We start from the raw sequence: 21,201 nt of genomic DNA on the forward strand, positions 1-21,201 counted from the left end.
TTTCTGGGCCAGCTCTTCGGTGAGTCTCTGCCGGCTCTTTGTGCCGCCGACGTTTGGTAAGCCGGACAGCTCGTGTAGGGGCCGAAAAGGTTCATGCATGAAGAAAAGCCGCAGACATGCTGCGGCCAAAAACACACACGTCGCGCAAGGGGCGCTGACGTGGGTTCCATCGTACACATCCACGCTTCTAAAGCAATCAGGTATCTCGTCTCGCTATATGCGAGAGGCCGCGTCACCGGATGTGCAGTGGGGCCGACGTATGAAATCCGGCCGCAAACGTTGCAGAATGGCCACAGTGCCGGTTGTCTGGAACCGCGGCGGTTATCGGGACATTCACTCGATAGCGTTCCGCTGCCGAGAAAACCGGCCCTCCCTTGTAGGTCAATAGCGGCCCACTGTGCTATTTCTGACGTTGGAAGCGCTTGACTGCGGAGCGCGGTTCACTTAACTCTGAACTCACCCCCAGCGAAACAAAACGTACGCGGCGCCCGCAGCGCCGGGGCGAAGGGTCACGGCGGCCACAGAAATACTAGCCGCAGGCGACGAAAGCAACCGTGTCCACTTCCTGGACGTGGAAGCAGCGCGATAACGGAAACATGACTTCGGCTGCTAGAACCGAAGATTTTTGCGGTAAATCGTGGGCTCATTGCGCGATGCCGGGTCAAGGTCAGCTATGCCTCAGGACCGGCCGTCGCGGTAGCTTGAGTTCGACCGGCAACAACGGGTCGGAAGTACGCGCTGACGACTGTCCGCTCCCGGGCCGCCAGATTCCACTGGCCGCTTTCCGGCGATGAAATTGAAGAGCGGGCTGACGCAGCCCGACCCACTTCAGCCGGACGCCTTTCTTCAAAGCGGCCGCTCAGGATAGTCGGGCATGCATTAAGCCCCATTCAATTCGTCGGAAACGCCGGAATGGGACCGACGGCACCTACGTCAGTTGAGACGCTGACCGCCCGCCAACGATCTGCATCGGCTGCTCTCGTTTGCTCCGCCTGACGCGCAAACTGGAAAGCGTCGCTTCCGAGCAGAATGTGCGGCGGTACTGTCGTACTGTCGGCAATCTGGAGGATAACCTGTGCGACTTTGACAGGGTCCCCTGACTCATTGCCCCAATAGCCTTCCATCTGTTTCATGCTTGCACCGACCGTTGGTTCGTAGTCCGGCAACAAGACCGGTCGGTCTGCGTGCGCACGCTTTCCCCAATTGGTACGCATTGCACCCGGCTCAAGGGCGGTAACCTTGACGCCGAAAGGTGCAGTCTCCTGCGCCAGACCTTCGGTGAAGCCACCAACGGCCCATTTAGACGCGAAATAGGCCGCGTTCCCCGGGAACGCCGTGCGACCACCCAATGAAGAGATCTGGATGATGTGTCCACTTCGCTGCCGCCGCATGACCGGTAGCGCCGCGCGGGTGAGGTTCACAACTCCGAAAAAGCAGGTCTCCACCAGTCGGCGAAACTCGTTCGAAGGAACCTGCTCGAACGGGCGTGTATCCCCGTACCCTGCATTGTTCACGAGCACATCAAGTCGCCCGAAGGCATCGACGGCTGCCTCGACCGCCGCCTGGCCTTGAGACTCGTCCGTGACGTCGAGCTCGACCGCGCGGACATTCGCGCCATACAGACGCACCAGTTCGTCCAGCTGGCGGAGGTTGCGGGCGGTCGCGACGACCTGGTTGCCAGCGGCCAGCGCAGTCTCGGCAATGATTCGACCCAGACCACTCCCGCTCCCGGTGATAAGCCAAACTTTCGACATTTTGAGTTTCCTTCCATTTAATAAGTGACTAGCCAGTCATGTAACAGTTAAAAAATTTACTGCAGTGCCTTCCACAGGAACTCGAATGTCGACATGCAGACCTGTTCGGCATGTTTCGGGTTTCGATTCATGAAATCCATCGCCGTGCTTGCCAGCGACTCCACCACAGCTCCGACGAACGCCGGATCCTGATCCCGCAACGCGCCATGACGGGCGACCTGACGGATCAGGTTGACGGACCGATGGGCGGCAGCAAGCCCAGCCATTTTTGTCGATTCCAGCACGTCATCCGATACGCTTAACTGGGCGAGGACTCGACGCTTCTCGCCATTGGCTGCGCCCCACTGAGTCCACCGCGTCCATATGTGCAGCAACTGCTCGCGCTCGTCCCCCGCGTTCGATAGGCCATCGTCAACGGTGGAAATCAGTTCTTCCTTGATCTCGAGATAGAGCGCGTTGAACAGTTCGACCTTGGTCGGAAAGTACGTGAACAGGGAGCCATTAGGCACCCCCGCTTCTTTCGCAATGGCGGCCGTAGCCGCGCCCAGGCCTTCGCGTGCGATCAGCCTGATCGCACTGTCAATGAGGGCCTGGCGCTTCGCCTCACTTTTCGGTCTGGCCATCGTGTAAGTCGCTCCAACTTTATTTGATAAGTGTCTGGTCAGTCATTTTATGCGTCACTGGAGAATTGTCAAGCGATTCGCGGTTGGCGTCTCGATTGGTGACCATTCAGATGACGGGCGTGAGCGGCCGATTTTTGCCGATTGCGAACCAGCTTTAGGGCAGCCGTCGGGCGACTCTATCGAGAGATTTGCCGACCATCGTTCCCGTGAGATTTCCACGCGTTCGACGGGCAACGAGGCTCGTCCGCCTGCCCTCGCCTGTATCTGGAGGAATTAGGGAATAAACGGACCTCGTGAATAGTCTTGCAAGGAGAGCACGCACGGAAGAGGTGGTCAAAATGGACATCATCGACATGGCCCGCGCATCGGGCATGGCAGTCATCCTCGACGGCAGAATAGGCCGCGAGGAGTATATGAGCGTATGCGGTTCGATATCGGCGTTACAGCGATTCGCCGAAGCTATACTTCACCGCGCAGCGAATCAGAACGAAGCCATGCCGCAGCGCTCAACGGCGGCTAACCCGTCTGGCCGGTTACCTCGGCGCTTGATTCGATTCCACACGGTGCACCTTACCCGCCCGAAGCGGGAGCGCCTCGCTCACCAGAAGGCGGTCGACAAGGCGGTAGTCGGCACGTCCGCCGCTACCGCGAATTGAAGGTTAAGGTGCAATCCATTCTGTACCGTTTGCAATTCGGATCAGGTGTGGTCCTGCTCATCTATCTTCTTCTCCCACCTGGTCAATCGTGCACTCGGGATCGGGCCACTCGATCTTGCCAGATACGGACCCGCATTGGCGCTGCGACTCTGGCGAAGCAAGCCTGACACGATCGCGCTGTACGGTGCTGCGTCGCTGGCGTTCAGTGTCGAGGAAGCCGTTTCGGGTGTAATGCGGAAGACAGGCGATACACCGTCTTCGAAGACAGACAAGGCGAATACGCCAGCGCTGCCGACGATGCGATGCACCTCGTCCTCGTGACGACTGTGTCCGTGACCATGAACATGCCCGTGACCATTACTGTGGCTGTGGCCGTGGTGGCCGCCACTCAGCAGCCAGACGCTCGCAAGATTGACCAGCAGCCCAAGCACCGCAATGGGAATCGCCTGGCCGAAGTGGATGGGTTCGGGCGAGAGAAAGCGCGAAACGGCTTCGTACCCGATCAGTAGCGCGATCATGGCGAGTACGATGGCGCTGGTAAAGCCCGCGAGTTCGCCCAGCTTGCCGGTACCGAATACGAAACGGTTGTCGGCCGGGTGCCTGCGCGCGTAGGTGTGGTCTTCGAGAGCCGCCTGGTCGGGTGGAGCTCGCGACACGCCGATGCTTCACCGTTTGTCTCGAAAGTTTGACGCCATCAGCTGATTCAAGAAGTGGTCGCGTTATCATGGCGCCGCTGCGCGAGCTGCTCCGCCGTCACTGGCCTCTGATACAGATATCCTTTGGCGAATGGCACTCCGGCCGCGCGCAACGCGGCATGCTGGCTCTCCGTCTCGACACCTTCCGCAATGACCTGTAACCCATAGTGCTTCGCGACCGAGACGATGCCCGCAATGAGGTCGCCGCCGCCCGTATCAACCTGGCTGACAAACTGCCGGTCAATTTTCACATAATCAAACTGGAAGCGGCTGAGCAGATCGAGGTCGCTGTGCTGGGTGCCAAAATCGTCGATCGCAAACCTGACTCCCTTCGCCTTCAACGCGTTGAATATAGCTTCGGTGCGGACGCTTTGTTCAAGCAGGAACCGTTCGGTCAGTTCCAGAACAAGACTGACACCCGCTGGCAGCGCGTCGGTCATGGCCTCCACCTGCGCGACGAAGCCCTTGCGCTGCATGTCACCGGGAGCGACGTTGACCGCAAGCCGTAGCGGGAGTGCGGGTGGGCGCCGGCTGATCTCGGCCACTGCCGTATGCATCACGAACTGCGTGACCGGCCCGAGCATTTCGCTGGACTCCACCTCCTCCATGAACGAGGAAGGGCTTATAGCGCCCCACCTCGGGTGATGCCACCGCAACAACGCTTCAACGCCAACCAGTTCACGGCTTGCTGTTTCGATAATCGGCTGGTACACGACATGAAACTGCTTGCGACGAAGCGCCTGACGCACCGCGTTCAGCAGCAGCCGCCGCGGCGCATACGCGAGCAGATAGGTGGCCGCAATCAGGCAGTCAAGCACCATTCCGAGCGCTACCCCCCGAGCCTGTATTCCCACTGCGTCCGGGAGATGAAAGCCGCGGAGGAGGACACGAGGATGACAAAGGGCCATTTACGCGAGGTGGCCCGCGTCGAGTACGCTGGCAACGGTGCCGAAGCCGGCTCGAACGCGCCGCGCGCATTTAAACGCCCTGTGTCCCTGACTGACATCGACGCCATCTGCGCCCCGTATCTGACACCGTGCGCAAGCGCGTCCGTGAGATAGTCAGCTTCAATGATCGACAGGACGCCAGTACCGGGGGCTGTCCTGTTGAACATCGCAAGCACGGGCACGCCCGGCTGATACCGTGTCTGGGGAAGAAGACCGATGCTGTCGCCGCCATCGGCCCTGAACGGGTAAGCCGATAGCGGAATATCGATCGGTCCAAGGGCCGAAGAGCAGTAAAGGCGGCCGCCGGATACGAGCGCGACTGCGCGGACATAACGCAGATAGGTCTCGAGTTCTGCCAGTGAGGCGGCGACCTGGCCGCACGGTTGGCCGGCAAGCGCCGCAAGCTCGCTTCTGTGCCCGGAACTGACACGGTCCAGAATCTGGTCGATTGATTCAACCAGATCGCTACCGATCAGCTGCTCGTGCCTGGCTATCCGCGCCTTCGCCTGATGTTCGCTGAACATGATGGCAAGGATCATGACTGACGCGCCGCACATCACACACAGGAACAGCGACAGGCGCGGCGCCATGCCCCGGAAGATCCTGGCGGGACTCGCGGGGTGAGACGAGGATCTGGGCATTCTGGACATGGCGTATATAAAGAGCGGGGAGCGCCAGACGCTCGTTGTATCAATTGTCAGTGCGTGCGTTCCCGGGGCGTGAAATGACGTTGTAATCCGGTTCGGATGTACGCCTCGCCGGGCTTGTCGCCGAGCAATATCTCACCGGCCCCGGCCCGCCGCCGTGCGACCTGCATGATTGCGCGCTGTTGCATTTCGACCTCCGACAGACGCACTGGCCCGCTGGCCTCCATGTCTTCCGCAAACAGATCCGCAGCGCGTTGCGACATGTTCGCCATGAATTTCTCAGCCAGCTCCTGTGGCCCGACCTTGAGCGCGACGATGAGTGCCTGCACGTCTATGTCCCTGAGCAACCGCCGGACAGAGCCCTCATCCAGTGCGAGCAGTTTTTCGAACCCGAGGATCTCGTCTACGATCTCCTGCGCCAGCTGGTCGTCGTACTCACGAATGTTGCCGATCGCCAGGTCTTCCTGCCGGTTCGAGAGGTCATTGATGATTTCCGTAGCGACGCGAGGTACTCCCATTTCCCGGCGTTTTGCGGTGATGCCGCCCGCAAGCAGTTCGTTTAACGAATCGTCGAGTTCGCGTAACGCCGCGGGATGGATGCGTTCCAGCGTGGCGATCCGCAGGAGCACATCATTGCGGATGCGCTCAGTGAAAGACGCCAGAACGCCGGACGCATGCCGGGGCTCGAGATGCACAAGCACCGTCGCAATGATCTGCGGGTGCTTGTTCCCGACGAGTTCTGCGGCGACCGGCGCGTCCATACACTTGAGGCTTCCGATACCGCTGATCTCGCCGCCGACCAGGATGCGGTCGACAACGGCAGCGGCCTCGTCTTCACCCATTGAGCGGTTCAGCACAGACCGGACGTACTGGTCCGCGTGCAGTGAGAACGTGGTCTGGGTTTGGGCCTGTGCGATGAAGTCGCACACCGCGTCATCGACGTCGCTGCGGGCAACGTTCTTGAGCGCGGCCATCGCCGCGCTGATCTTCTGTACCTCACGCCGGTCGAAATGGCGAAAGGCCTCGGCTGCCTCGTCGGGACCGAGTCCCCTCAGCAGCATGGCTGCCTTGACAACGCGCTTGCCGTTCATCGCACACCCCGCGAGCGTGAAAAGCGCAAGGAGGGCTTCCGGGCAGGTACCGCTGGCGCGTCGCCATCACGACGGTCATCTGCGCAGACGAGCCGGCTACGGGAAATCCATGCATTAGTCACGCAGCGGTTCTCCCCGGCGCGCCACGCCGGCAGCCACGTACGCATAGGCGTCGCGCCCTAGCCGCCCAACTTCACGCCAGATGGCAGGCGGGCATTGGCGCCCCGTCGTGTAAAGTTCGATGATGTCCTCACATATTGTTATCAGCCGGCACAGGGCGATGTGGCCGTCACTTGTGCCGGTGCCTTCGTTTGGACCCACGATGACCCTTGCTGCCTGCGTTTGCTGAACCAGCGCCTGCCATTGTGAGTCGGGCACCTCAAGCCCATACCCCCCGAGCTGCGCAGTCGCGCTTGAGAGAATGTAGAGGTCCGCCAGCAGCCGTGCGATGTCCGGCTGCATTGCGACGCGGGCTTCAACGCCGTCCGGTTTGACGCGTTTCATGTCCGGCCCTCCGTCAGCCCTGCGGCAAGCTGGAAGGGGGCGCGCTGCCCGCGCTGGCCGAAGCCACGGCGCTCCGTGCGGGGACGGGCCGCATGCATGAAATTTGTCGTCCGGTAGCGGGTCTTCATCTGCAGCATGACGCGCGGGCCGTTGCTGGAGAAACGCCAACACAATCGACTGTGCCACACGTGTTCACGCCGAATTCCTTCTATTCGTCAATTGACGTGAACCAACCTTCCTCCGTGGCATCCCCGAGCAGGTCACGTAGCGCGCACAATCGCCGCCGGCCTTGGACCGTGATGTCAGTACCATCGTCGGCAGCCGTCGGCACCTTTAATCGTATACATAAAAGCTGATGCGAAGCTTAAGAGCCCGGCTTTGGCGGCCGAACAGCCCAGGGCGAGGAGAGCCCTTGCAAGGGGGAGCAACGGTTCGAGCGCTCTAAATGGGGTGCACTTAAGATTCGGCTTTTTCGTACGTTTAGCGGCGAGATCGTCAAGCTACGGTTACGCATTGAAGAGCAGGTCAGATAAGGGGAGGCCGACCCCGGCTTGACGGTTTTTGCGTGCCGGTCTGACGCTGACCGGCGTGCGCACGCGCAACTCAAACGGCTGCGCCGCCCTGCCAAGGGACGTCCCAACAAAAGAGTAGCGGTCGACGAGAGGTTCGCTGCACTCGCGTGGCCACTTCGGGCTGTGATGTGAACTCGGATCCGGAGCGAATCATCAAGGGGCGAACCGTTAGGATATTCCATCATCGAGCTGACGAATCGAGAGGCGGTGCTTCTTATCGCCAGCGTGCCTCTGCAGTTCCTGCCGCCGGGATCCACGTCTGTGCGCATTCGTAGGCCTGGCGCCCGATCCGGCTCGCTCTTAGCCACAGGCCGGGCGGGCAGCGACCCTCGAGCCGACTTGTTTCAAGAATTTCTTCGCAGACCTGAACCAGTTCGTACAGTCCTCGGAATACGCAATTCTCCTTTTCGGCGTTCAGCTGATCCATCACTGCCCTGGCTCGCCGCGTTCCCTCAAGAAGACGTCGCCATTGGGGATCGGTGAGCTCGAATCGAGAGCCGCCCAGCTGGGCGGCGGCACTTGAAAGCAGGTAGAGGTCCTTGACGGCATTGGCTATGTCCCCCGGTCCCTCGGGATCCTTCCCGTCGCGCACATCGTGTTGTGCGGAGCAGATGTTGTCAGCGGTCATGGTTGAGTGCACGCGCCTGTGTGCGCAGACTGGTCGCGGTCAGCGTCCGCCGCCGAAAACTCGGTCTGACGGCCACCGGTTCGTCTTGCCGTGGCCTCAATAAGAGCGAGCAGGTTGGACAAGCGGTGGCGATCCCGCGCGGACAGCCCGGGCAGCAGGAGGAGCTTTTCTGCCTGGGCGGTCCAGTATTCGCGACGCATCAAAGTCGGCCGGCGAACGAGCGTATTGACGGAACTCTCAAGCTGTCTGATTTCGTTTTCCAGGACCACGATATTCTCCACTGTGAGCACGACGCCGCCGAACCTGCATTACCAGTGCGTGGCCATCAGCCAGAAAAGGATGACGACACCGACAAGCACCGCGAGCCACCCCAGTAGGCGATCAATGGGCATAGACTTCGATGGAATTCTGCGACGGGCGGAGGGGTGTGTCTTCTTTCGCTATCTCTGCTTCACCGGGTAGCTGGAAGATGGATACTGCGGATGCCAGACCGGTCGCCTGGTTGGTTAGCGATTGGGAGGCCGCAGCCGCCTGCTCGACGAGGGCCGCATTCTGTTGTGTGACGGCGTCCATCTGCGAAATCGCCTTGCCCACCTCCTGAACGCCAGAACTTTGTTCGCTGGAAGCTGCGGCGATCTCGTGGATGATCGAATCCACGTGCTTTACTGCACTGACGATATCGCGGATCGCCGAACCCGCTTCGGACACGAGCATTGTTCCATCATCCACCCGGGCGACGGATTCATGAACAAGCGCCTTGACATCTTTCGCCGCCGCTCCGGCCCGCAAAGCAAGGCTGCGGACTTCGCTCGCAACGACGGCGAAGCCCCGGCCCTGCACGCCCGCGCGCGCGGCTTCCACCGCCGCGTTGAGCGCAAGGATGTTCGTCTGGAACGCGATTCCCTCGATGACGCCGACGATTTCGGAAATCTTCGCTGACGACTCCGAGATGTCCTGCATGGTATGGACAACCTTGCCGACGACTTCACCGCCCCGATCGGCGATCGCGGACGCCGTGCCGGCAAGGTCATTAGCGCGGGCTGCATTATCTGCATTGTTGGTAACCATGGAGGTAATCTGCTCCATGCTCGAAGCGGTCTGCTGCAGCGACGCTGCCTGTTCCTCGGTGCGACGGGAGAGATCACTGTTGCCGACAGCGATCTCCTGCGCGGCCAGCAGGATCGATTCCGATGACTTCTTGATAACCGTGACCACATTCGCGAGCTGGACGCGCATCGACTCGATCGCGAACAGCACGCTTCCCTCGCTTGCGCCCCGTGTGTTGACGTGTATCGCGAGATTACCGGCTGCTATGCGATGCGCGACTTCTGCAGCGTGCTCCGGATCGCCGCCAAGAGAGCGCCGCAGAGTGCGGTTCAGCACCACTGTTACTGCGCAAAGCACGAGCGCCGCAACCACCAGGATCAGCCCGGCGCCGAGCAGGGAGCCGTAGAACGCGCTGTCAATGTCGTCGGTGTAAGTCCCGTTCAGAAATACCCAGCCCCAGGGCTTAAATACGGCGACTCGCGTCAGTTTTGGCACCGGCTGTTTCCCGCCTGGTCTCTCCCACACATAGCGGATGAAGCCGCCGCCACTGGCTTTTGCAACAGCGACAGCATCGCGGTATAGCGGGGTGCCATTAGCGTCCCTGAATTCACCCAGCGTCCTGCCGATCAGTTCGGGCTTGAACGGATGCATCAACATCCTGGGCTCTTCCGTCATGACGGTGTAATAGCCGTCCTTGCCGTAGCGCATGCCCCTGATTCTCTCCAGCGCCTCGTGCTGCGCGACAGCGTGCGTCAGGACGCCGCGTTTTTCCAGTTCAGCGTACTGGCCTGCAAGGCTTACAACGTTATCCGCATTATTCGCGAGGTCCTGTTTGCGCTCTTCGACACGGACCTGCCGGAGGGACCAGGCATCGAAGACCGTGACGGCAGTCAGGCAAGCAAGGCTTACATACAGCGGTATCAAGAGTTTCCGCGCAAACGTTAGCTTTCTCATGTTTATCGCTGTTTACCGTTCGTGGTTTACGCCGGGTAACGGTGATTTTCGTTAAAACTTGAGCGGGGTAAACGCTCAAAAGATCGGCTGTTTTTATACCGGTGCAGTGCCGCGGTGCGCCGGCGGTTGCTTGGCGGTGGTTGCGCTCTGGACGGAGAATCGCCGCCGTCGTAGGCATGCATTCAATTCTCGTTGCCTGCGCCTTTCATTGGCCGCTGGCTGTAGCTGCTTGCGCGTGCCGGCGCTCCGGGCAGCAAGGAGAAAATGGTCGCACATAGAACCGAATCGCTAACGGGCTTTGTGAGATAGATGGTTTCCGCAGCGGTGACGGGTGCGGCCGGCCATGCCAAAGAGGAAGGGAGCGCCAGAATGATGGGCACATGAGCGAGCTTCGGGTCTTTTCGAAACAGGCGACACAATGCGACGCCATCAAGCCCCGACAATAACCAGTCAGTGACAAGAACGTCCGGAGGAGCGCCCATCGCCAGCGACAAGGCCACCTCGCCAGTGGGTGCCCAAACGACCGCCAGGCCGTTCAAGCGAAGTGCCGCTGTCCGTGCTCGCGCGATTGCCTCGTCTTCCTCGGCCAGCAGTACGACGGGCTTTGAGTTGGTCTGGTTCAAGGGCTGATCGTAGCTTAGGGTAAAACGATGTGAGCACTGTTCGCACCCGCCCCGCATTCCCTCGACGGGCGCTCCACCGGCCGTTGTTGTGAAAACTGTTCTTCTGCATTTGCAGTTTTGACGTGTAATGGCCGTATGCACTCAATCGAGCCGCGGCGAGGCGTTTGCGCCCGTTCACCGTCGCTCACCGCGCCGCAGCTGCTTCCACTTGAAGCATGTGTCGGAAATACTGGTCGTTCAAGCGGCTGCCTCAGCTTGCAAACTCCATCTCCCGTCGTTTGGCTCAAAAGTCGGTGCGGAGTCGGCATGAGGCAGTGGCTCAACGTTGCGCACTCAGCAGGAGCGCATCGCTGAGAGGCTAAATGCGCGAGGATTGAAAGGCAACAGTTGCTTGAAACAGCCTTGCTGGACAAGCCTTTGAATGGCAACGCACGGAGAGTGTCTACTTGAACTTCGTTCGATTTCGCGGAGCGGCACGGCACGCATTCAGGCGGGCAGGGGTGCTCTCCGCGCGGTCGATGATGAGTCAGTCGGTGTACCTCACTTCGCCGAGGTACGCGCCGTTCCTGTCATACACGTCGTCCCCGACAAAACGCCCGACATAACGGCCATCATGTGTCAGAGGTCGTCGCCATCCCGACAACCAGAGCCCCATCCCCGCCCTAAGGTTCACACCCAACCCGGCGTGACGGGCGCCCGTTATTTTCAGCACCGACCCTTCAGCCCGGCGCACGGCGCGCCGTTAACGATTACACGACTCTCTTACATGACTCTCGCCGCGTGCGCGCTCACGCCGGCGGCCGCCGTCCCCTCCTTCAGGTTCTGGCCGAACATTTACCTCGGAATGGCTAGGGCTTTTTACGCCGGCCTTTAAGGGGCCGGTTTTTTTCGGCCAGCCGACGGTGCGGCACGCCAGGCACGTTGGTGTGCTAAGCGCCAGCACGCCCCGGAGAGCCGTTTCATGTCGTTTTCAAACATATTTGTTCGGACACCCCGGCCATGGACCACCAGGCGTGTCCACGTCGACGGCGCAATGTTGCGCGTGCTCGTCGTCGACGACAATCACAACGCGGCCCTTGCTCTGGCCGCCTACCTGGCTTTGAAGGTATGGACGCCCGCGTTGCTTTTGGCGGAGCTGAAGCGATTGAGATGGGGCGCGACTGGGTGCCCCATGTCATCCTGATGGACATCTCGATGCCGCAGTGCAACGGCTTTGAGGTGGCCCGGGCGCTGCGCAACGACCCCCGCACCGGCTGGATCGCCCTCATCGCCCGTACCGCGCTGGATGAAGCCGAAGTGCGCCGGCAACTGGCGGGCCAGGAATTTGACGGTTACGCCCAGAAAGGCTGCCCGCCAGACCCGCTCGTCGCACTCGTCAGATTGTTCGCCCGGTGAGGTCCTGCGGGGCGGCCATCTGGCGCCTTGGACCCGAAACGTACATTAAGTCCCCTTCCAAGGTCGCTCCCTTGCTGTGTTCAGTCGGCCCGGCTAGCGTGCAGACTAGGGACAAAAGTAGCTGAAGCGAGCCACCGCCTCAGCGGCCTCGTGTCGGTCGTGTCGCCGAAGTTCTTCCGCAAGCAGGTTCTGGAATACGGCCAGTTCGGCTTCTCCGTATGTCTCGCGAAATTCCGCAAGCGTCTCACAGATAGCGCGCTCTTCCGTCCTGGCAGTCAACGTGCTGCTGATATACGAACGACCGCGCGCCAGCTCGAGGACGTACGCCTGGCGGGCGTGCATGAACGCGACGTCGCGCGATTTCCCCTTTGGCATACGGTTCTCCCCCTTCTTCAGGCGTCGCGCGGCCTCCAAGGAGTCGCCGGAGGTCGGGATAGTGCGCCTTGCGAACGAATCTACCATCCGATCCTGAAGGAAAAATAAAGGCCGCTGCTCTCGCACGGCTGCACACGACGCCTGCCGCTTTTGAGCAGAGTAGTGACTATTCACGAAACCGCCCGAAGGACCGAAACGGTTGGTTTGGTGCATTCGCCGATGGCCCGGTGGCAACCTGGTGCCATTGGTCGCCATCAGGCAGAGCCCGGCCATGAGCGGCCGCCCGCGAGCACTGTGACGTAGACATCCGAATGTCTCCTGCGCACATCCAAGCTGGCATTCCATTCGAACGCCCCCCGGCAGGTTGAAACTTTCTGGCTCGATGCGCCGCGCTGGCAATGCTCCCTTCAAACCTTGCTCGACCCGAGCACATACCCCGGTGCCCTATATCAGGTACAATAGCCCCCTACGCTATTTTTGGGGCTAGCCGTGAGCCATACGATTCGCGAAAAACAGAAGCTGCTCAATCGGGTTCGCCGCATCAAGGGCCAAGTCGAGGCAATTGAGCGCGCACTTGAGGAGGAGCGCGGATGCATGGATGTGCTCCAGCTCATCACCAGTAGCCGCGGCGCGATGAACGGGCTGCTCGCGGTGGTTCTCGAAGACCACATCCGCACGCATCTCGTCGACGCAGAACCGCACGACGACGCGCACGGCAGCGGCACCGAGCAACTGATCGAAGTGGTGCACAGCTACTTCAAGTGAGAGAGATATGAGCCAATTCGAGGACACCGCGTTCGGGGCGGGACACGATCACATTTTTCTGGGCGCAGCCCACGAAGACAACGAGCGCAGAACCTGGATGGTGATTGCGCTGTGCAGTGCAATGATGGTGGCTGAAATTGTCGGCGGAAGCCTCTTTGGCTCGCTGGCACTCGTCGCCGACGGTCTGCACATGTCGACACACGCTGGAGCAATGCTCATCGCCGCTTTAGCTTATACGTATGCCCGCAAGCATGCCGGCGATTCCCGCTTCGTGTTTGGCACCGGCAAGCTGGGAGATCTTGCGGGCTTTACCAGCGCAATCGTACTCGCGATGATCGCGCTGCTGATCGCGTATGAAGCTGTTTCGCGGTTTCTCTCCCCCGTGCCCATCCACTTTGGTCAGGCGATCCCCATCGCCGTGCTCGGACTGCTGGTCAATCTTGCGAGCGTCTGGTTGCTAAGCGGCGGTCACCACGGCCACAGCCATGGACATAGCCACGGGCATGGCCATGGTCACGAGGACGAACATGGTCACGAGGAAGAGGCGCATCACATTTCCGGTAGCGCCGGGGTACTCGCCGTATCGATCTTCGAAGACGGTGTACCGCCTGTCTTCCGCATTACAGCCGAAACAGGTTCCTCGAAACTTAACGCCGATGCTGTTTCCGTTACGACGATCCGCCCCGACGGCGCGCGCCAGACATTCGCGTTTGCCGATCGCGGTGGCTATCTGGAGTCAAAGGACGACATTCCTGAACCGCATGCATTCAGAGCCGTTGTTCGCCTGCCCGATGGTGAACATCAGGTCGAGTTCGAAGAACACCAGCACGAACACGACGATGCACAAGCTGCCGCACACCGTGACCACAACATCCGCTCGGCCTATATTCACGTCATTGCTGACGCCGCGGTTTCCGTGTTGGCGATCATCGGACTGCTGCTCGCACGTGCGTTTGGGTGGGTCTGGATGGACCCGCTGGCGGGTGTGATCGGCGCACTGGTGATTGCGAACTGGTCTTGGGGCTTGATGCGCGATACGGGCGGCATTCTGCTCGACATGAATGTGGACAAGCGTATGTCCGAGAGCGTCCGTCATGTCATCGAAGACAACGGCGACACCGTGCTCGACCTCCATGTCTGGCGGGTCGGTCCGGGGCATATGAGCGCGATCGTTTCGGTGGCCACCGATGAAGCGCTGCGCAACCCGGGCTTCTACCGCGCAGCACTCAAGCGTTTCAAGGGACTGTCGCATGTGACGGTCGAAGTGAACCCGACCCGCGCTGTGGCCTGAGCGATGGCAGTCAAATCGCCATGCATCGATGTCTGTGCGTTCGATGGCAAATCCGGGCTTTGCATCGGCTGCTTTCGAACGTTGGACGAAATCCGCGGCTGGAAGAAGATGACGGACCACCGGCGTCATCAGATACTCAATGAGAAGACCCGGCGACAGGCGAAAGTAGCACGCGCGGTGCAGATCGCTGAGGTGAAAAGCTGAAGGAATAGACACGTTGAGTGCTCGGGATGTCCGCAGTACAGCATCGTGGGCCGATGGCCGCGAAGGCGAAAGCGGGCCGATCGACTCCGGCTCCGGCACCACCACACACGCGCTCAAGCCCTCGGATGGTGGAGCAGTTGCGGCCGCATTTGATTAGCGGCCATTTTTTATTTCTCGGACGGTGGCTTCATGAGGGCGGATACCGCTGCGATCAGTCCGACCGCGTTCACCGGTTTTTGCAAGAAGATATTGTGCAAGGTTGTCTCAGGGACGCCGGTAAAAACTTCAGACGAGGTGAAGATAATCGGGACAGCGGCAAGGCGCGGGTCAGCACGGAATGCGACGCACAACCCGAGCCCGTCTAGACGCGGCATGGACCAGTCCGTGACCAGTAAATCGGGCGTGGCCAACTGCGCCAGTGCGAGCGCGGCTGCACCGTCTCGTGCCCAGACGACTTCGAAGCCGTTCTGTCGCAGCACCGCCATCCACGCGGCTGCGGATTGGGGATCGTCTTCGGCTAGAAGAACGACCCTGGGCCGCTGTTCCATTGTTCGGGCCTCCGTCGAATCTGACGGCTGGCAGCAGGTAACGTGCCCGAGAGGGCGGACCGGCCCTGTCCGTCAAACGGTCATCTGCCGGCTAGTGCGTAAGTTGTCCGCAAACCTTCATCGCAAATGGGACTGCGGACCTGTGACTTTGTTGCCTTCACGTTGGCGCACTTTGGCAATCGAAGTACCGCGCCAGCAAGAACTGCCACCAAACGCTCATGAATGGGTCAAATCGCCCGACAACTGGCCGACGACACCATGCAGTTTGCGTTTAGAAGGAGTTGGGGCGGCGTATGCTAGCAACATCGGTAACGGCCGGCGCCTGCTTATTCTCTGCGGGGGACACGAACCGGTCGCCGAATCCATTTTCGTTATTTCCCGCGTGCGAGGTTTCGCTGCCACGCTTGAGAAATGCGCAGATGCGGTACGGGCCCTGGTCGAATCAACCCACAACTGGTGGTCCTCGATGGCGAATGTCATGTCGCATCCAAATTAAAAGCGATCGAGTTGATCAATAGGCACTGCCCGCAATGCCGCGTCGCGGTCCTGTCCACGACGCCATCCCCTTTCGCAACATGGCCGGGTGTTGATGCGGTCATCGATCGTTCGGCGTCGCCGAAGCAGATACTCGAATGTTTCTGCCAACTGATTGATTGCCAACTCGGCGAGAGCGCTGCTCTCGCGCCCTCCAACCCGATATTGGCCTATTGTCGGCAGGACCTGTAGCGTACGACAAACAAACGCGGATTCAGTCCGGGATTTCGCCCCATGACCCTTTCGGAGCAACCACGTAGCCGCCGCGGCTCTTGTGCCGTGAGACCGGACATCTCGAACCTGCCCGGGAATGGGCGATGCTCTAAGTTGACACCGATAGACGATGCACCGGCCATCGTTCAGCGTGGGGCCGGTCAGGAGCAGTGCATGTCCACAATCTTGGCCGTTGACGACGACGCCGCATCGCGCGAGGCGTTGCAGGCCGCGCTGGAATCCGCTGGACACGAGGTTTGCGCTGCAAGCGACGGGATGGGGACCCTGCGGGCTGCCATCGGGATGGCGCCCGACGTGATTATCTCTGATGTAAATATGCCTCTGCTTGACGGCCCCGATGCAGTCAGAATCCTGCTTGCATTGCCACGGTTCCGCAGCGTTCGCATCGTTCTGATGTCTGGCGCAGAACCGCCTGCCGGGGCACCTGCCCACGTTGTGCTTCGCAAGCCAATTAACTCTGAACAACTCGCTCAAACGCTGGAGGACATCGCGCGCGCACCACCTGTGCCGTCCCTCGCGGCTACGGCTGCTGCGCGCAGCGTCCCACGCGACGGAGGCTGGGACCGAGCGCTGGCGATCGCCGCGCTGGGTCCGCCCGACAACCGTTGTGCGCAGCACATCTGCAGAGGTATCGAACTCATGCATGATCAGGCGCTTCGACTCGGACGGCTGACCGGATCGGGGCTAAACGCGGAAGAATCGGGGAAGCTGTACGTACGCCTTGTCGATAGCGTGGCAACGCTCGTTCAGCTCTTGCCGGAAGAACTCGCTGGTAATCTCCGGCCGAAGAAGTGACATGAAAGCGCGTCGATTAGGTCACTGTCTGGATGGCACCTCGCAGACTGGCTGATTTCGTCACGGGAAATCTCCAGCCGCGTGCCAGAAAAAAACGGGGAAGGGTCCGGCGCCCGGACGCGCGTCGAGGTGGCTGCGACCGGGCCTGTCTCAGTGCCGCCTAGGGCGACGAGTTCGGTGCAGCCGCTGCACAACAACAGCATCAGAAATTGACAACGTCAGAAACGCGATGAGACCGATGGCATTCAGGCCAACGCCGCTGACCAGTAGCGCCATTGCACCTCCCGAGAACGCGAGCGGCATCTGCAAAAGCAGCAGGCCAGGGACCAGGAAGCCATAGCGGCGTTGAATCCGCCAGATAGCAGACCATCGCGGGAACCCGAGGCAAGACTGCACCGCGCAACGCTTAACCGTGCCCGTTCCGGTGGCCACAGCCCAGTTAGCGCCGAGTTGACGACCTAAACGTAGTTGTCAGGCGCCCGGTGGACCAACGATTTTCTGGTTCCACCGGGCGCACCAAACCGACGACGTTTTATTGCGCCCGTGCTGCCTGACGTTGCGTGTCTTCCCGTTGAGCTTCCGGTTGAGCGTGTTGCTTCGCGAGGTGCCTGCCGACCATGCAGCCACCGACCGCACCAACGACAGCGTGATGCCCTGCATAATGCCCAGCGACTCCGCCCACGACCGCGCCCTTGAGGCAGCCCGCGGCGTTTGCCGTGCCTGCCGTCATGAAGGCCAACGTCGCTACAATCAAGGCGATTCTTATCGGGCTAGCTTTCATTCGAAGATACTCTAAGGTTGGATTTGTCGGATGTGGCGCCTTCGGGCGTCGTTTCAATACCCGCGCCAATCACGATGCTCGCGCCACTCATGTTCACGCCATTCCTGGCGGCGCCATTCACGTTCGCGCCACTCACGGCGCTCGCGCCATTCTCGGGTTCGCCAGTCGTCATCCCCGCCGTATGCAACGGCGACTGGCGGCGGCGCATATACCACGGGAGGCGGCGGTGCGTATACCGGCTCTGCCGGCGCATAGACTCCGACCGGAATGCCGATGCCTACGCCAATGTCGACGTGCGCCGACGCGGCAGTGGACGCTGCCAACGCGACAAGACCGAATGCAACTCCAACGATTTTCTTGTTCATTTTCCCTACTCCCCGCACATTCGAGTGCGATGTCAGTGGTAACGGTTCGGAGTGTAGGAGGGGCCGTTGGACACATGTGAAACGGCGGTGCGAGATTGGTAATGCGGCATTACCGACTCACGCGACGCGCACAGAAAGACAAGCAAGACGCACACTTTACGGTGCGCTCCTTCCGTTCGTGATGATGGAAGAACATCCGTGTACCCGCGGAAATGGTCGATGCGTTTGCTGTTGCCAGAGAAAGCACTCAGCATCGCGTCCCGTTTCGCCAGATGGGCTTCCCATGGCACCCGGAGAGTCCGACAAGAGCCACTTTCTCGGGAAATGGGTTCATCCGCACTGACCGGAAATTTCGTTCATATCCTTGCGAATTGCACTGCAGTCGGTGGTTTTGATTCCGCTTCGTTTGTCGTATACCGAAGCTGGCGACGCTGCGCGACGTGTGTCTCGGGCGCGAGCGCAAGCCGGAGTTACATCGCAAAGGCAGACTGGCGTCCGCCCGTATGCACGTGGCCATCGGCGCAGTTGCCGGCGTGGACTATACTGCCTTCATCGTTACGCGTGAGACCGCGATGGACGACGAGACCGAGCGGAACCATCTGTTATTGGCAGAGCGCCACATACATGACTGCGTCCGGCGAATCCGTTCGCAGCAAACCTTGTTGGCAAACGACAGTACCCAACAAAACGCAGGCAACGAGTTACTAGCGGCACTGTTCGACAGTCTCCGGGCGGGACTTGAACACCGGCGAATAATCCGACACGTCCTGCTTTTCAAGCACCGTTGATTTTTCTCGCTTCCCCGAAAGCGGTTAGACGGTTGGACGGAGTTTCTCGGCGTCGGACAGCTCATTCCGAGCCAGCTGGAAGTTGAGCTTTCAGAAGACCATCACAAACCCGTAAGCCGGTCCTGTCGACACTGCGGCGAGTCATCGAGCGAACATCGCTGATGCTTGGCCCTGCCACCTTCCAGAGGGCGCCTAGTGCGCAAGGGTTGGGCCGCCGCTCTACATCACCACCTCACGGTCGCATCTTCGGAGGACAGCAGCTAGCACCCACGATTTGAAACCTCGCGGGCGATGGAACGTTCGATGCCCGAATCAATGTCATTTGCAGCAGGGCACAGCCATGGACGCGTCGAACTACCTGAACCCGAAGACCAGGGAGGAGCATGTCGCGCGTTACATCACTCAAGGGCTGCATGCCCTCTGTGTGCATTCGCGAATGCGAGCGATGTCAGAAGGAGAAGAAATCGAACTGAATTTCGAACCGGAGATATATGCCCTCATGCGAGCGCTCGAGCTACTTGGAGTGGACACGCAAGAGCCCCTTTCCTACAGTCGTCCGGATCGACCTCCTCCTCTTCCCTGATTTCGACTTGGACCCGGGGCAAGCGACGACAGATTTTGCTAGCCGTTGCGCTGCCGGGAGGGCGAACGGTCCTTGGCTGCGTCCGACCAAAAAGAAAAGCCCGCTCGGTTGGCGGGCTAAATCTATATCGGAGACATGGAGGAGACAGGCTCAGCATAAACCCTTACGGGCAATCCGCAACCAACTTGTCTCACCTCGACAACGCCGAGGAGCTTGGCGCGCGGCTTGCGTTTCACCGGTCCGGAGGGCAACACCATGAAAATCGCCGTGTTCTTACAACCCGCGAAGTATCAGACTCAATCTGTCGATAGTCGGCTGCCAGCGAGGCGCATCGTAACGGTCCGTCACGGTGTGTCCATCCTGGCACATGGCGAAAACTTTGCGCTTTGGCCGATGGGCGGTGGCAAGGAATGGCAGCGCGCCTACACGCCTTTACAACCGGGCGGAGGTCGCAAGGGCGTGTTGCGGCGACGACTTTCGGGCGACGATGACTCGCCGCGGCGGGGCAAGTGATATGGGTCGCTGGAGTGGTTCGCGAACCGCGCGAGTCCTGGCTCCGCCGGTAGGGCCCGGAAGGATGCCGCTTTTGATTGAGCCGCAACTGGCCACGCTAGTCGACCGCCATCCGGCTAGTGGCCACTGGTCGTACGAAATCAAGTTTGATGGCTACCGGATGCTGTCGCGAATCGAGAATGGTGACGTCAAACTAATCACCCGTAATGGGCATGATTGGACCTCGAGAATGCCGCGTCTGCGGGCAGCTCTTGAAGCGCTTCCGGTCGACAGCGCCTGGCTGGACGGAGAAGCGGTCGTACTCGATGCGGCCGGCAAGCCGGACTTCAATTCATTGCAGAACGCCTTTGACCGTCGCAGCACTTCAGACATCGTCCTCTTCGTCTTCGACCTTCTGTGGCTCAACGGTTCCGACGTACGGGAGCGACCGCTTCGCGAGCGACGGGCGCTGCTTCGCGAGGTCATGCACGAGGCGGAGAGCCCGTTACTCCGTTTCTCGGATGACTTCGCAGAGGACCCGGGGTCGCTGGTCGCGTCTGCGTGCAAGATGCAACTCGAGGGCATTATCGGGAAGCGCGCAGATGCGCCGTACCGCTCAGGCCGGTCGACAGACTGGATAAAGCTCAAATGCAACTTGCGACAGGAGTTCGTCGTTGCTGGCTTTTCGCGCGTCAAAGGCGCGAAGTCCGGCGTCCGTTCCCTTCTGCTCGGCGTCTACCAGAAGGATGGCTCGCTGCGATATGCAGGTCATGTCGCACCACATCTATCAACCGCTCAAAGCGGGAGGTTTGCCAGGCGCGCGGCTGCACTCGCGCAAGAGGAACCGGTCTTTTATAACGCCCCGGCGCCCGAGCGCGACCGCGAGTACCACTGGCTGAAGCCAGACATCGTCGCCGAAGTCTCGTTCCTGGAATGGACTCCATCCGGCGAGGTGAGGCATCCGGTATTCCACGCTATTCGCGAGGACAAGCCTGCGAGCGCAGTCACGGAAGAAAGCGTTGTTGAAGACCCAGCATCCGGGGTTGTCCGTTCGACGCGCGAAAGACCTGGCCCGCGGGGAACTGTGCTCATCCGCGACATCAGAATCTCCAACCCGCAGCGGGTGATGGACAATTCGTCAAAGCAGACCAAGTTGGACGTCGTCAGGTATTACGACGTCATAGCTGCGTATTTCGGATGAACGTGACCGGCCGTTTCGGGATCGTGACCGGCGATTTCGGCAACGTGACCGGTTATTTCGGGAACGTGACCGAGCGGACCGGATGGCTGGATTGGCGTTGCGCATGACA

The 21,201-nt window shown here is 60.3% G+C and carries 22 protein-coding genes and 1 pseudogene; 8 read left to right on the plus strand and 15 right to left on the minus strand.

What is annotated here, in order from left to right; genetic code table 11:
- Positions 1-890: 890 nt before the first annotated feature.
- Both AB4Y34_RS20745 and AB4Y34_RS20750 read right to left on the minus strand, forming a co-directional pair.
- The gene (locus AB4Y34_RS20745) at positions 891-1,754 is read right to left on the minus strand and encodes an oxidoreductase (protein ID WP_368717062.1); all 864 of its coding nucleotides are present in this window, start codon (positions 1,752-1,754) and stop codon (positions 891-893) included.
- 56 nt (positions 1,755-1,810) lie between these two features.
- Entirely contained in the window at positions 1,811-2,377 is a 567-nt protein-coding gene (locus AB4Y34_RS20750) for a TetR/AcrR family transcriptional regulator (RefSeq protein WP_368717063.1), read from the minus strand.
- Positions 2,378-2,715: 338 nt separating this feature from the next.
- On the opposite strand from AB4Y34_RS20750, the gene AB4Y34_RS20755 reads away from it, so the two are divergent.
- On the plus strand, positions 2,716-3,033 hold the full coding sequence (locus AB4Y34_RS20755) for a hypothetical protein (protein ID WP_368717064.1): 318 nt from the start codon (positions 2,716-2,718) through the stop codon (positions 3,031-3,033).
- Between the two features lie 197 nt (positions 3,034-3,230).
- Here the strand turns inward: AB4Y34_RS20755 and AB4Y34_RS20760 are convergent.
- The 9 genes and pseudogenes from AB4Y34_RS20760 to AB4Y34_RS20800 form a co-directional block, all read right to left on the minus strand.
- A pseudogene (locus AB4Y34_RS20760) lies at positions 3,231-3,665 on the minus strand (cation transporter); the annotation flags it as partial.
- A gap of 71 nt (positions 3,666-3,736) precedes the next feature.
- Complete coding sequence (locus tag AB4Y34_RS20765; protein ID WP_368717065.1) at positions 3,737-4,549, minus strand: EAL domain-containing protein; 813 nt, start codon at positions 4,547-4,549, stop codon at positions 3,737-3,739.
- Positions 4,550-4,557: 8 nt separating this feature from the next.
- Entirely contained in the window at positions 4,558-5,265 is a 708-nt protein-coding gene (locus AB4Y34_RS20770; protein WP_368717066.1) for a CSS-motif domain-containing protein, read from the minus strand.
- A gap of 107 nt (positions 5,266-5,372) precedes the next feature.
- Positions 5,373-6,413, minus strand: coding sequence for a flagellar motor switch protein FliG (gene fliG / locus AB4Y34_RS20775; RefSeq protein ID WP_368717067.1), 1,041 nt, complete (start codon positions 6,411-6,413; stop codon positions 5,373-5,375).
- Between the two features lie 114 nt (positions 6,414-6,527).
- Positions 6,528-6,917, minus strand: a complete 390-nt coding sequence (locus AB4Y34_RS20780) for a hypothetical protein (protein ID WP_368717068.1) — start codon at positions 6,915-6,917, stop codon at positions 6,528-6,530.
- A gap of 786 nt (positions 6,918-7,703) precedes the next feature.
- Positions 7,704-8,117 carry a hypothetical protein gene (locus tag AB4Y34_RS20785; RefSeq protein WP_368717069.1) on the minus strand — a complete coding sequence of 138 codons (414 nt, stop codon included), beginning with the start codon at positions 8,115-8,117 and terminating at the stop codon, positions 7,704-7,706.
- Positions 8,114-8,398 (minus strand): hypothetical protein, encoded by a 285-nt coding sequence (locus AB4Y34_RS20790; RefSeq protein WP_368717070.1) that lies wholly within the window; start codon positions 8,396-8,398, stop codon positions 8,114-8,116. The genes AB4Y34_RS20785 and AB4Y34_RS20790 overlap by 4 nt, the downstream gene beginning before the upstream one ends.
- A 100-nt stretch (positions 8,399-8,498) precedes the next feature.
- Entirely contained in the window at positions 8,499-10,118 is a 1,620-nt protein-coding gene (locus AB4Y34_RS20795) for a methyl-accepting chemotaxis protein (protein WP_368717071.1), read from the minus strand.
- Positions 10,119-10,300: 182 nt separating this feature from the next.
- A complete protein-coding gene (locus AB4Y34_RS20800; RefSeq protein WP_368717072.1) occupies positions 10,301-10,741 on the minus strand; it encodes a response regulator transcription factor in 441 nt (146 codons plus the stop codon).
- A gap of 1,107 nt (positions 10,742-11,848) precedes the next feature.
- On the opposite strand from AB4Y34_RS20800, the gene AB4Y34_RS20805 reads away from it, so the two are divergent.
- Positions 11,849-12,136 carry a PleD family two-component system response regulator gene (locus AB4Y34_RS20805; protein WP_368717073.1) on the plus strand — a complete coding sequence of 96 codons (288 nt, stop codon included), beginning with the start codon at positions 11,849-11,851 and terminating at the stop codon, positions 12,134-12,136.
- Between the two features lie 105 nt (positions 12,137-12,241).
- Here the strand turns inward: AB4Y34_RS20805 and AB4Y34_RS20810 are convergent, their stop codons facing one another.
- The gene (locus AB4Y34_RS20810) at positions 12,242-12,784 is read right to left on the minus strand and encodes a hypothetical protein (RefSeq protein WP_368717074.1); all 543 of its coding nucleotides are present in this window, start codon (positions 12,782-12,784) and stop codon (positions 12,242-12,244) included.
- Positions 12,785-13,000: 216 nt separating this feature from the next.
- Between AB4Y34_RS20810 and AB4Y34_RS20815 the strand changes: the two genes are divergently transcribed.
- The 3 genes from AB4Y34_RS20815 to AB4Y34_RS20825 are packed head-to-tail and all read left to right on the plus strand — an operon-like array spanning position 13,001 to position 14,771.
- On the plus strand, positions 13,001-13,276 hold the full coding sequence (locus tag AB4Y34_RS20815; protein WP_028362895.1) for a metal/formaldehyde-sensitive transcriptional repressor: 276 nt from the start codon (positions 13,001-13,003) through the stop codon (positions 13,274-13,276).
- A 7-nt stretch (positions 13,277-13,283) separates the two neighbouring features.
- Positions 13,284-14,567: a CDF family Co(II)/Ni(II) efflux transporter DmeF gene (dmeF, locus tag AB4Y34_RS20820; RefSeq protein WP_368717075.1), complete on the plus strand. Its 1,284-nt coding sequence runs from the start codon at positions 13,284-13,286 to the stop codon at positions 14,565-14,567.
- Positions 14,568-14,570: 3 nt separating this feature from the next.
- On the plus strand, positions 14,571-14,771 hold the full coding sequence (locus AB4Y34_RS20825; protein WP_368717076.1) for a DUF1289 domain-containing protein: 201 nt from the start codon (positions 14,571-14,573) through the stop codon (positions 14,769-14,771).
- Between the two features lie 167 nt (positions 14,772-14,938).
- Here AB4Y34_RS20825 and AB4Y34_RS20830 read toward each other — a convergent pair whose 3' ends face one another.
- Complete coding sequence (locus AB4Y34_RS20830; RefSeq protein WP_368717077.1) at positions 14,939-15,319, minus strand: response regulator; 381 nt, start codon at positions 15,317-15,319, stop codon at positions 14,939-14,941.
- Positions 15,320-16,240: 921 nt separating this feature from the next.
- On the opposite strand from AB4Y34_RS20830, the gene AB4Y34_RS20835 reads away from it, so the two are divergent.
- Complete coding sequence (locus tag AB4Y34_RS20835; protein ID WP_368717078.1) at positions 16,241-16,882, plus strand: response regulator; 642 nt, start codon at positions 16,241-16,243, stop codon at positions 16,880-16,882.
- A gap of 532 nt (positions 16,883-17,414) precedes the next feature.
- Here the strand turns inward: AB4Y34_RS20835 and AB4Y34_RS20840 are convergent.
- Together AB4Y34_RS20840 and AB4Y34_RS20845 are read right to left on the minus strand one after the other, a co-directional pair.
- The gene (locus AB4Y34_RS20840; protein WP_255208801.1) at positions 17,415-17,663 is read right to left on the minus strand and encodes a hypothetical protein; all 249 of its coding nucleotides are present in this window, start codon (positions 17,661-17,663) and stop codon (positions 17,415-17,417) included.
- Positions 17,664-17,716: 53 nt separating this feature from the next.
- A complete protein-coding gene (locus AB4Y34_RS20845) occupies positions 17,717-18,028 on the minus strand; it encodes a hypothetical protein (protein ID WP_176379890.1) in 312 nt (103 codons plus the stop codon).
- A 1,626-nt stretch (positions 18,029-19,654) separates the two neighbouring features.
- On the opposite strand from AB4Y34_RS20845, the gene AB4Y34_RS20850 reads away from it, so the two are divergent.
- Positions 19,655-19,912: a hypothetical protein gene (locus tag AB4Y34_RS20850; RefSeq protein ID WP_368717079.1), complete on the plus strand. Its 258-nt coding sequence runs from the start codon at positions 19,655-19,657 to the stop codon at positions 19,910-19,912.
- 64 nt (positions 19,913-19,976) lie between these two features.
- On the plus strand, positions 19,977-21,092 hold the full coding sequence (gene ligD, locus AB4Y34_RS20855) for a non-homologous end-joining DNA ligase (RefSeq protein WP_368717080.1): 1,116 nt from the start codon (positions 19,977-19,979) through the stop codon (positions 21,090-21,092).
- Positions 21,093-21,201 lie beyond the last annotated feature (109 nt).

Source organism: Paraburkholderia sp. BR10954 (assembly GCF_040965775.1).
GTDB lineage: Bacteria > Pseudomonadota > Gammaproteobacteria > Burkholderiales > Burkholderiaceae > Paraburkholderia > Paraburkholderia youngii.

Coding starts and splice junctions, on each gene's coding strand:
- AB4Y34_RS20780 (WP_368717068.1), bottom strand. CDS start 6,917: ATGAAACGCGTCAAACCGGACGGCGTTGAAGCCCGCGTCGCAATGCAG.
- AB4Y34_RS20750 (WP_368717063.1), bottom strand. CDS start 2,377: ATGGCCAGACCGAAAAGTGAGGCGAAGCGCCAGGCCCTCATTGACAGT.
- AB4Y34_RS20810 (WP_368717074.1), bottom strand. CDS start 12,784: ATGGCCGGGCTCTGCCTGATGGCGACCAATGGCACCAGGTTGCCACCG.
- ligD (WP_368717080.1), top strand. CDS start 19,977: ATGCCGCTTTTGATTGAGCCGCAACTGGCCACGCTAGTCGACCGCCAT.
- AB4Y34_RS20745 (WP_368717062.1), bottom strand. CDS start 1,754: ATGTCGAAAGTTTGGCTTATCACCGGGAGCGGGAGTGGTCTGGGTCGA.
- AB4Y34_RS20850 (WP_368717079.1), top strand. CDS start 19,655: ATGAAAATCGCCGTGTTCTTACAACCCGCGAAGTATCAGACTCAATCT.
- dmeF (WP_368717075.1), top strand. CDS start 13,284: ATGAGCCAATTCGAGGACACCGCGTTCGGGGCGGGACACGATCACATT.
- AB4Y34_RS20825 (WP_368717076.1), top strand. CDS start 14,571: ATGGCAGTCAAATCGCCATGCATCGATGTCTGTGCGTTCGATGGCAAA.
- AB4Y34_RS20830 (WP_368717077.1), bottom strand. CDS start 15,319: ATGGAACAGCGGCCCAGGGTCGTTCTTCTAGCCGAAGACGATCCCCAA.
- AB4Y34_RS20785 (WP_368717069.1), bottom strand. CDS start 8,117: ATGACCGCTGACAACATCTGCTCCGCACAACACGATGTGCGCGACGGG.
- AB4Y34_RS20795 (WP_368717071.1), bottom strand. CDS start 10,118: ATGAGAAAGCTAACGTTTGCGCGGAAACTCTTGATACCGCTGTATGTA.
- AB4Y34_RS20835 (WP_368717078.1), top strand. CDS start 16,241: ATGTCCACAATCTTGGCCGTTGACGACGACGCCGCATCGCGCGAGGCG.
- AB4Y34_RS20805 (WP_368717073.1), top strand. CDS start 11,849: ATGGACGCCCGCGTTGCTTTTGGCGGAGCTGAAGCGATTGAGATGGGG.
- AB4Y34_RS20770 (WP_368717066.1), bottom strand. CDS start 5,265: ATGGCGCCGCGCCTGTCGCTGTTCCTGTGTGTGATGTGCGGCGCGTCA.
- AB4Y34_RS20765 (WP_368717065.1), bottom strand. CDS start 4,549: ATGGTGCTTGACTGCCTGATTGCGGCCACCTATCTGCTCGCGTATGCG.
- AB4Y34_RS20755 (WP_368717064.1), top strand. CDS start 2,716: ATGGACATCATCGACATGGCCCGCGCATCGGGCATGGCAGTCATCCTC.
- fliG (WP_368717067.1), bottom strand. CDS start 6,413: ATGAACGGCAAGCGCGTTGTCAAGGCAGCCATGCTGCTGAGGGGACTC.
- AB4Y34_RS20840 (WP_255208801.1), bottom strand. CDS start 17,663: ATGAAAGCTAGCCCGATAAGAATCGCCTTGATTGTAGCGACGTTGGCC.
- AB4Y34_RS20845 (WP_176379890.1), bottom strand. CDS start 18,028: ATGAACAAGAAAATCGTTGGAGTTGCATTCGGTCTTGTCGCGTTGGCA.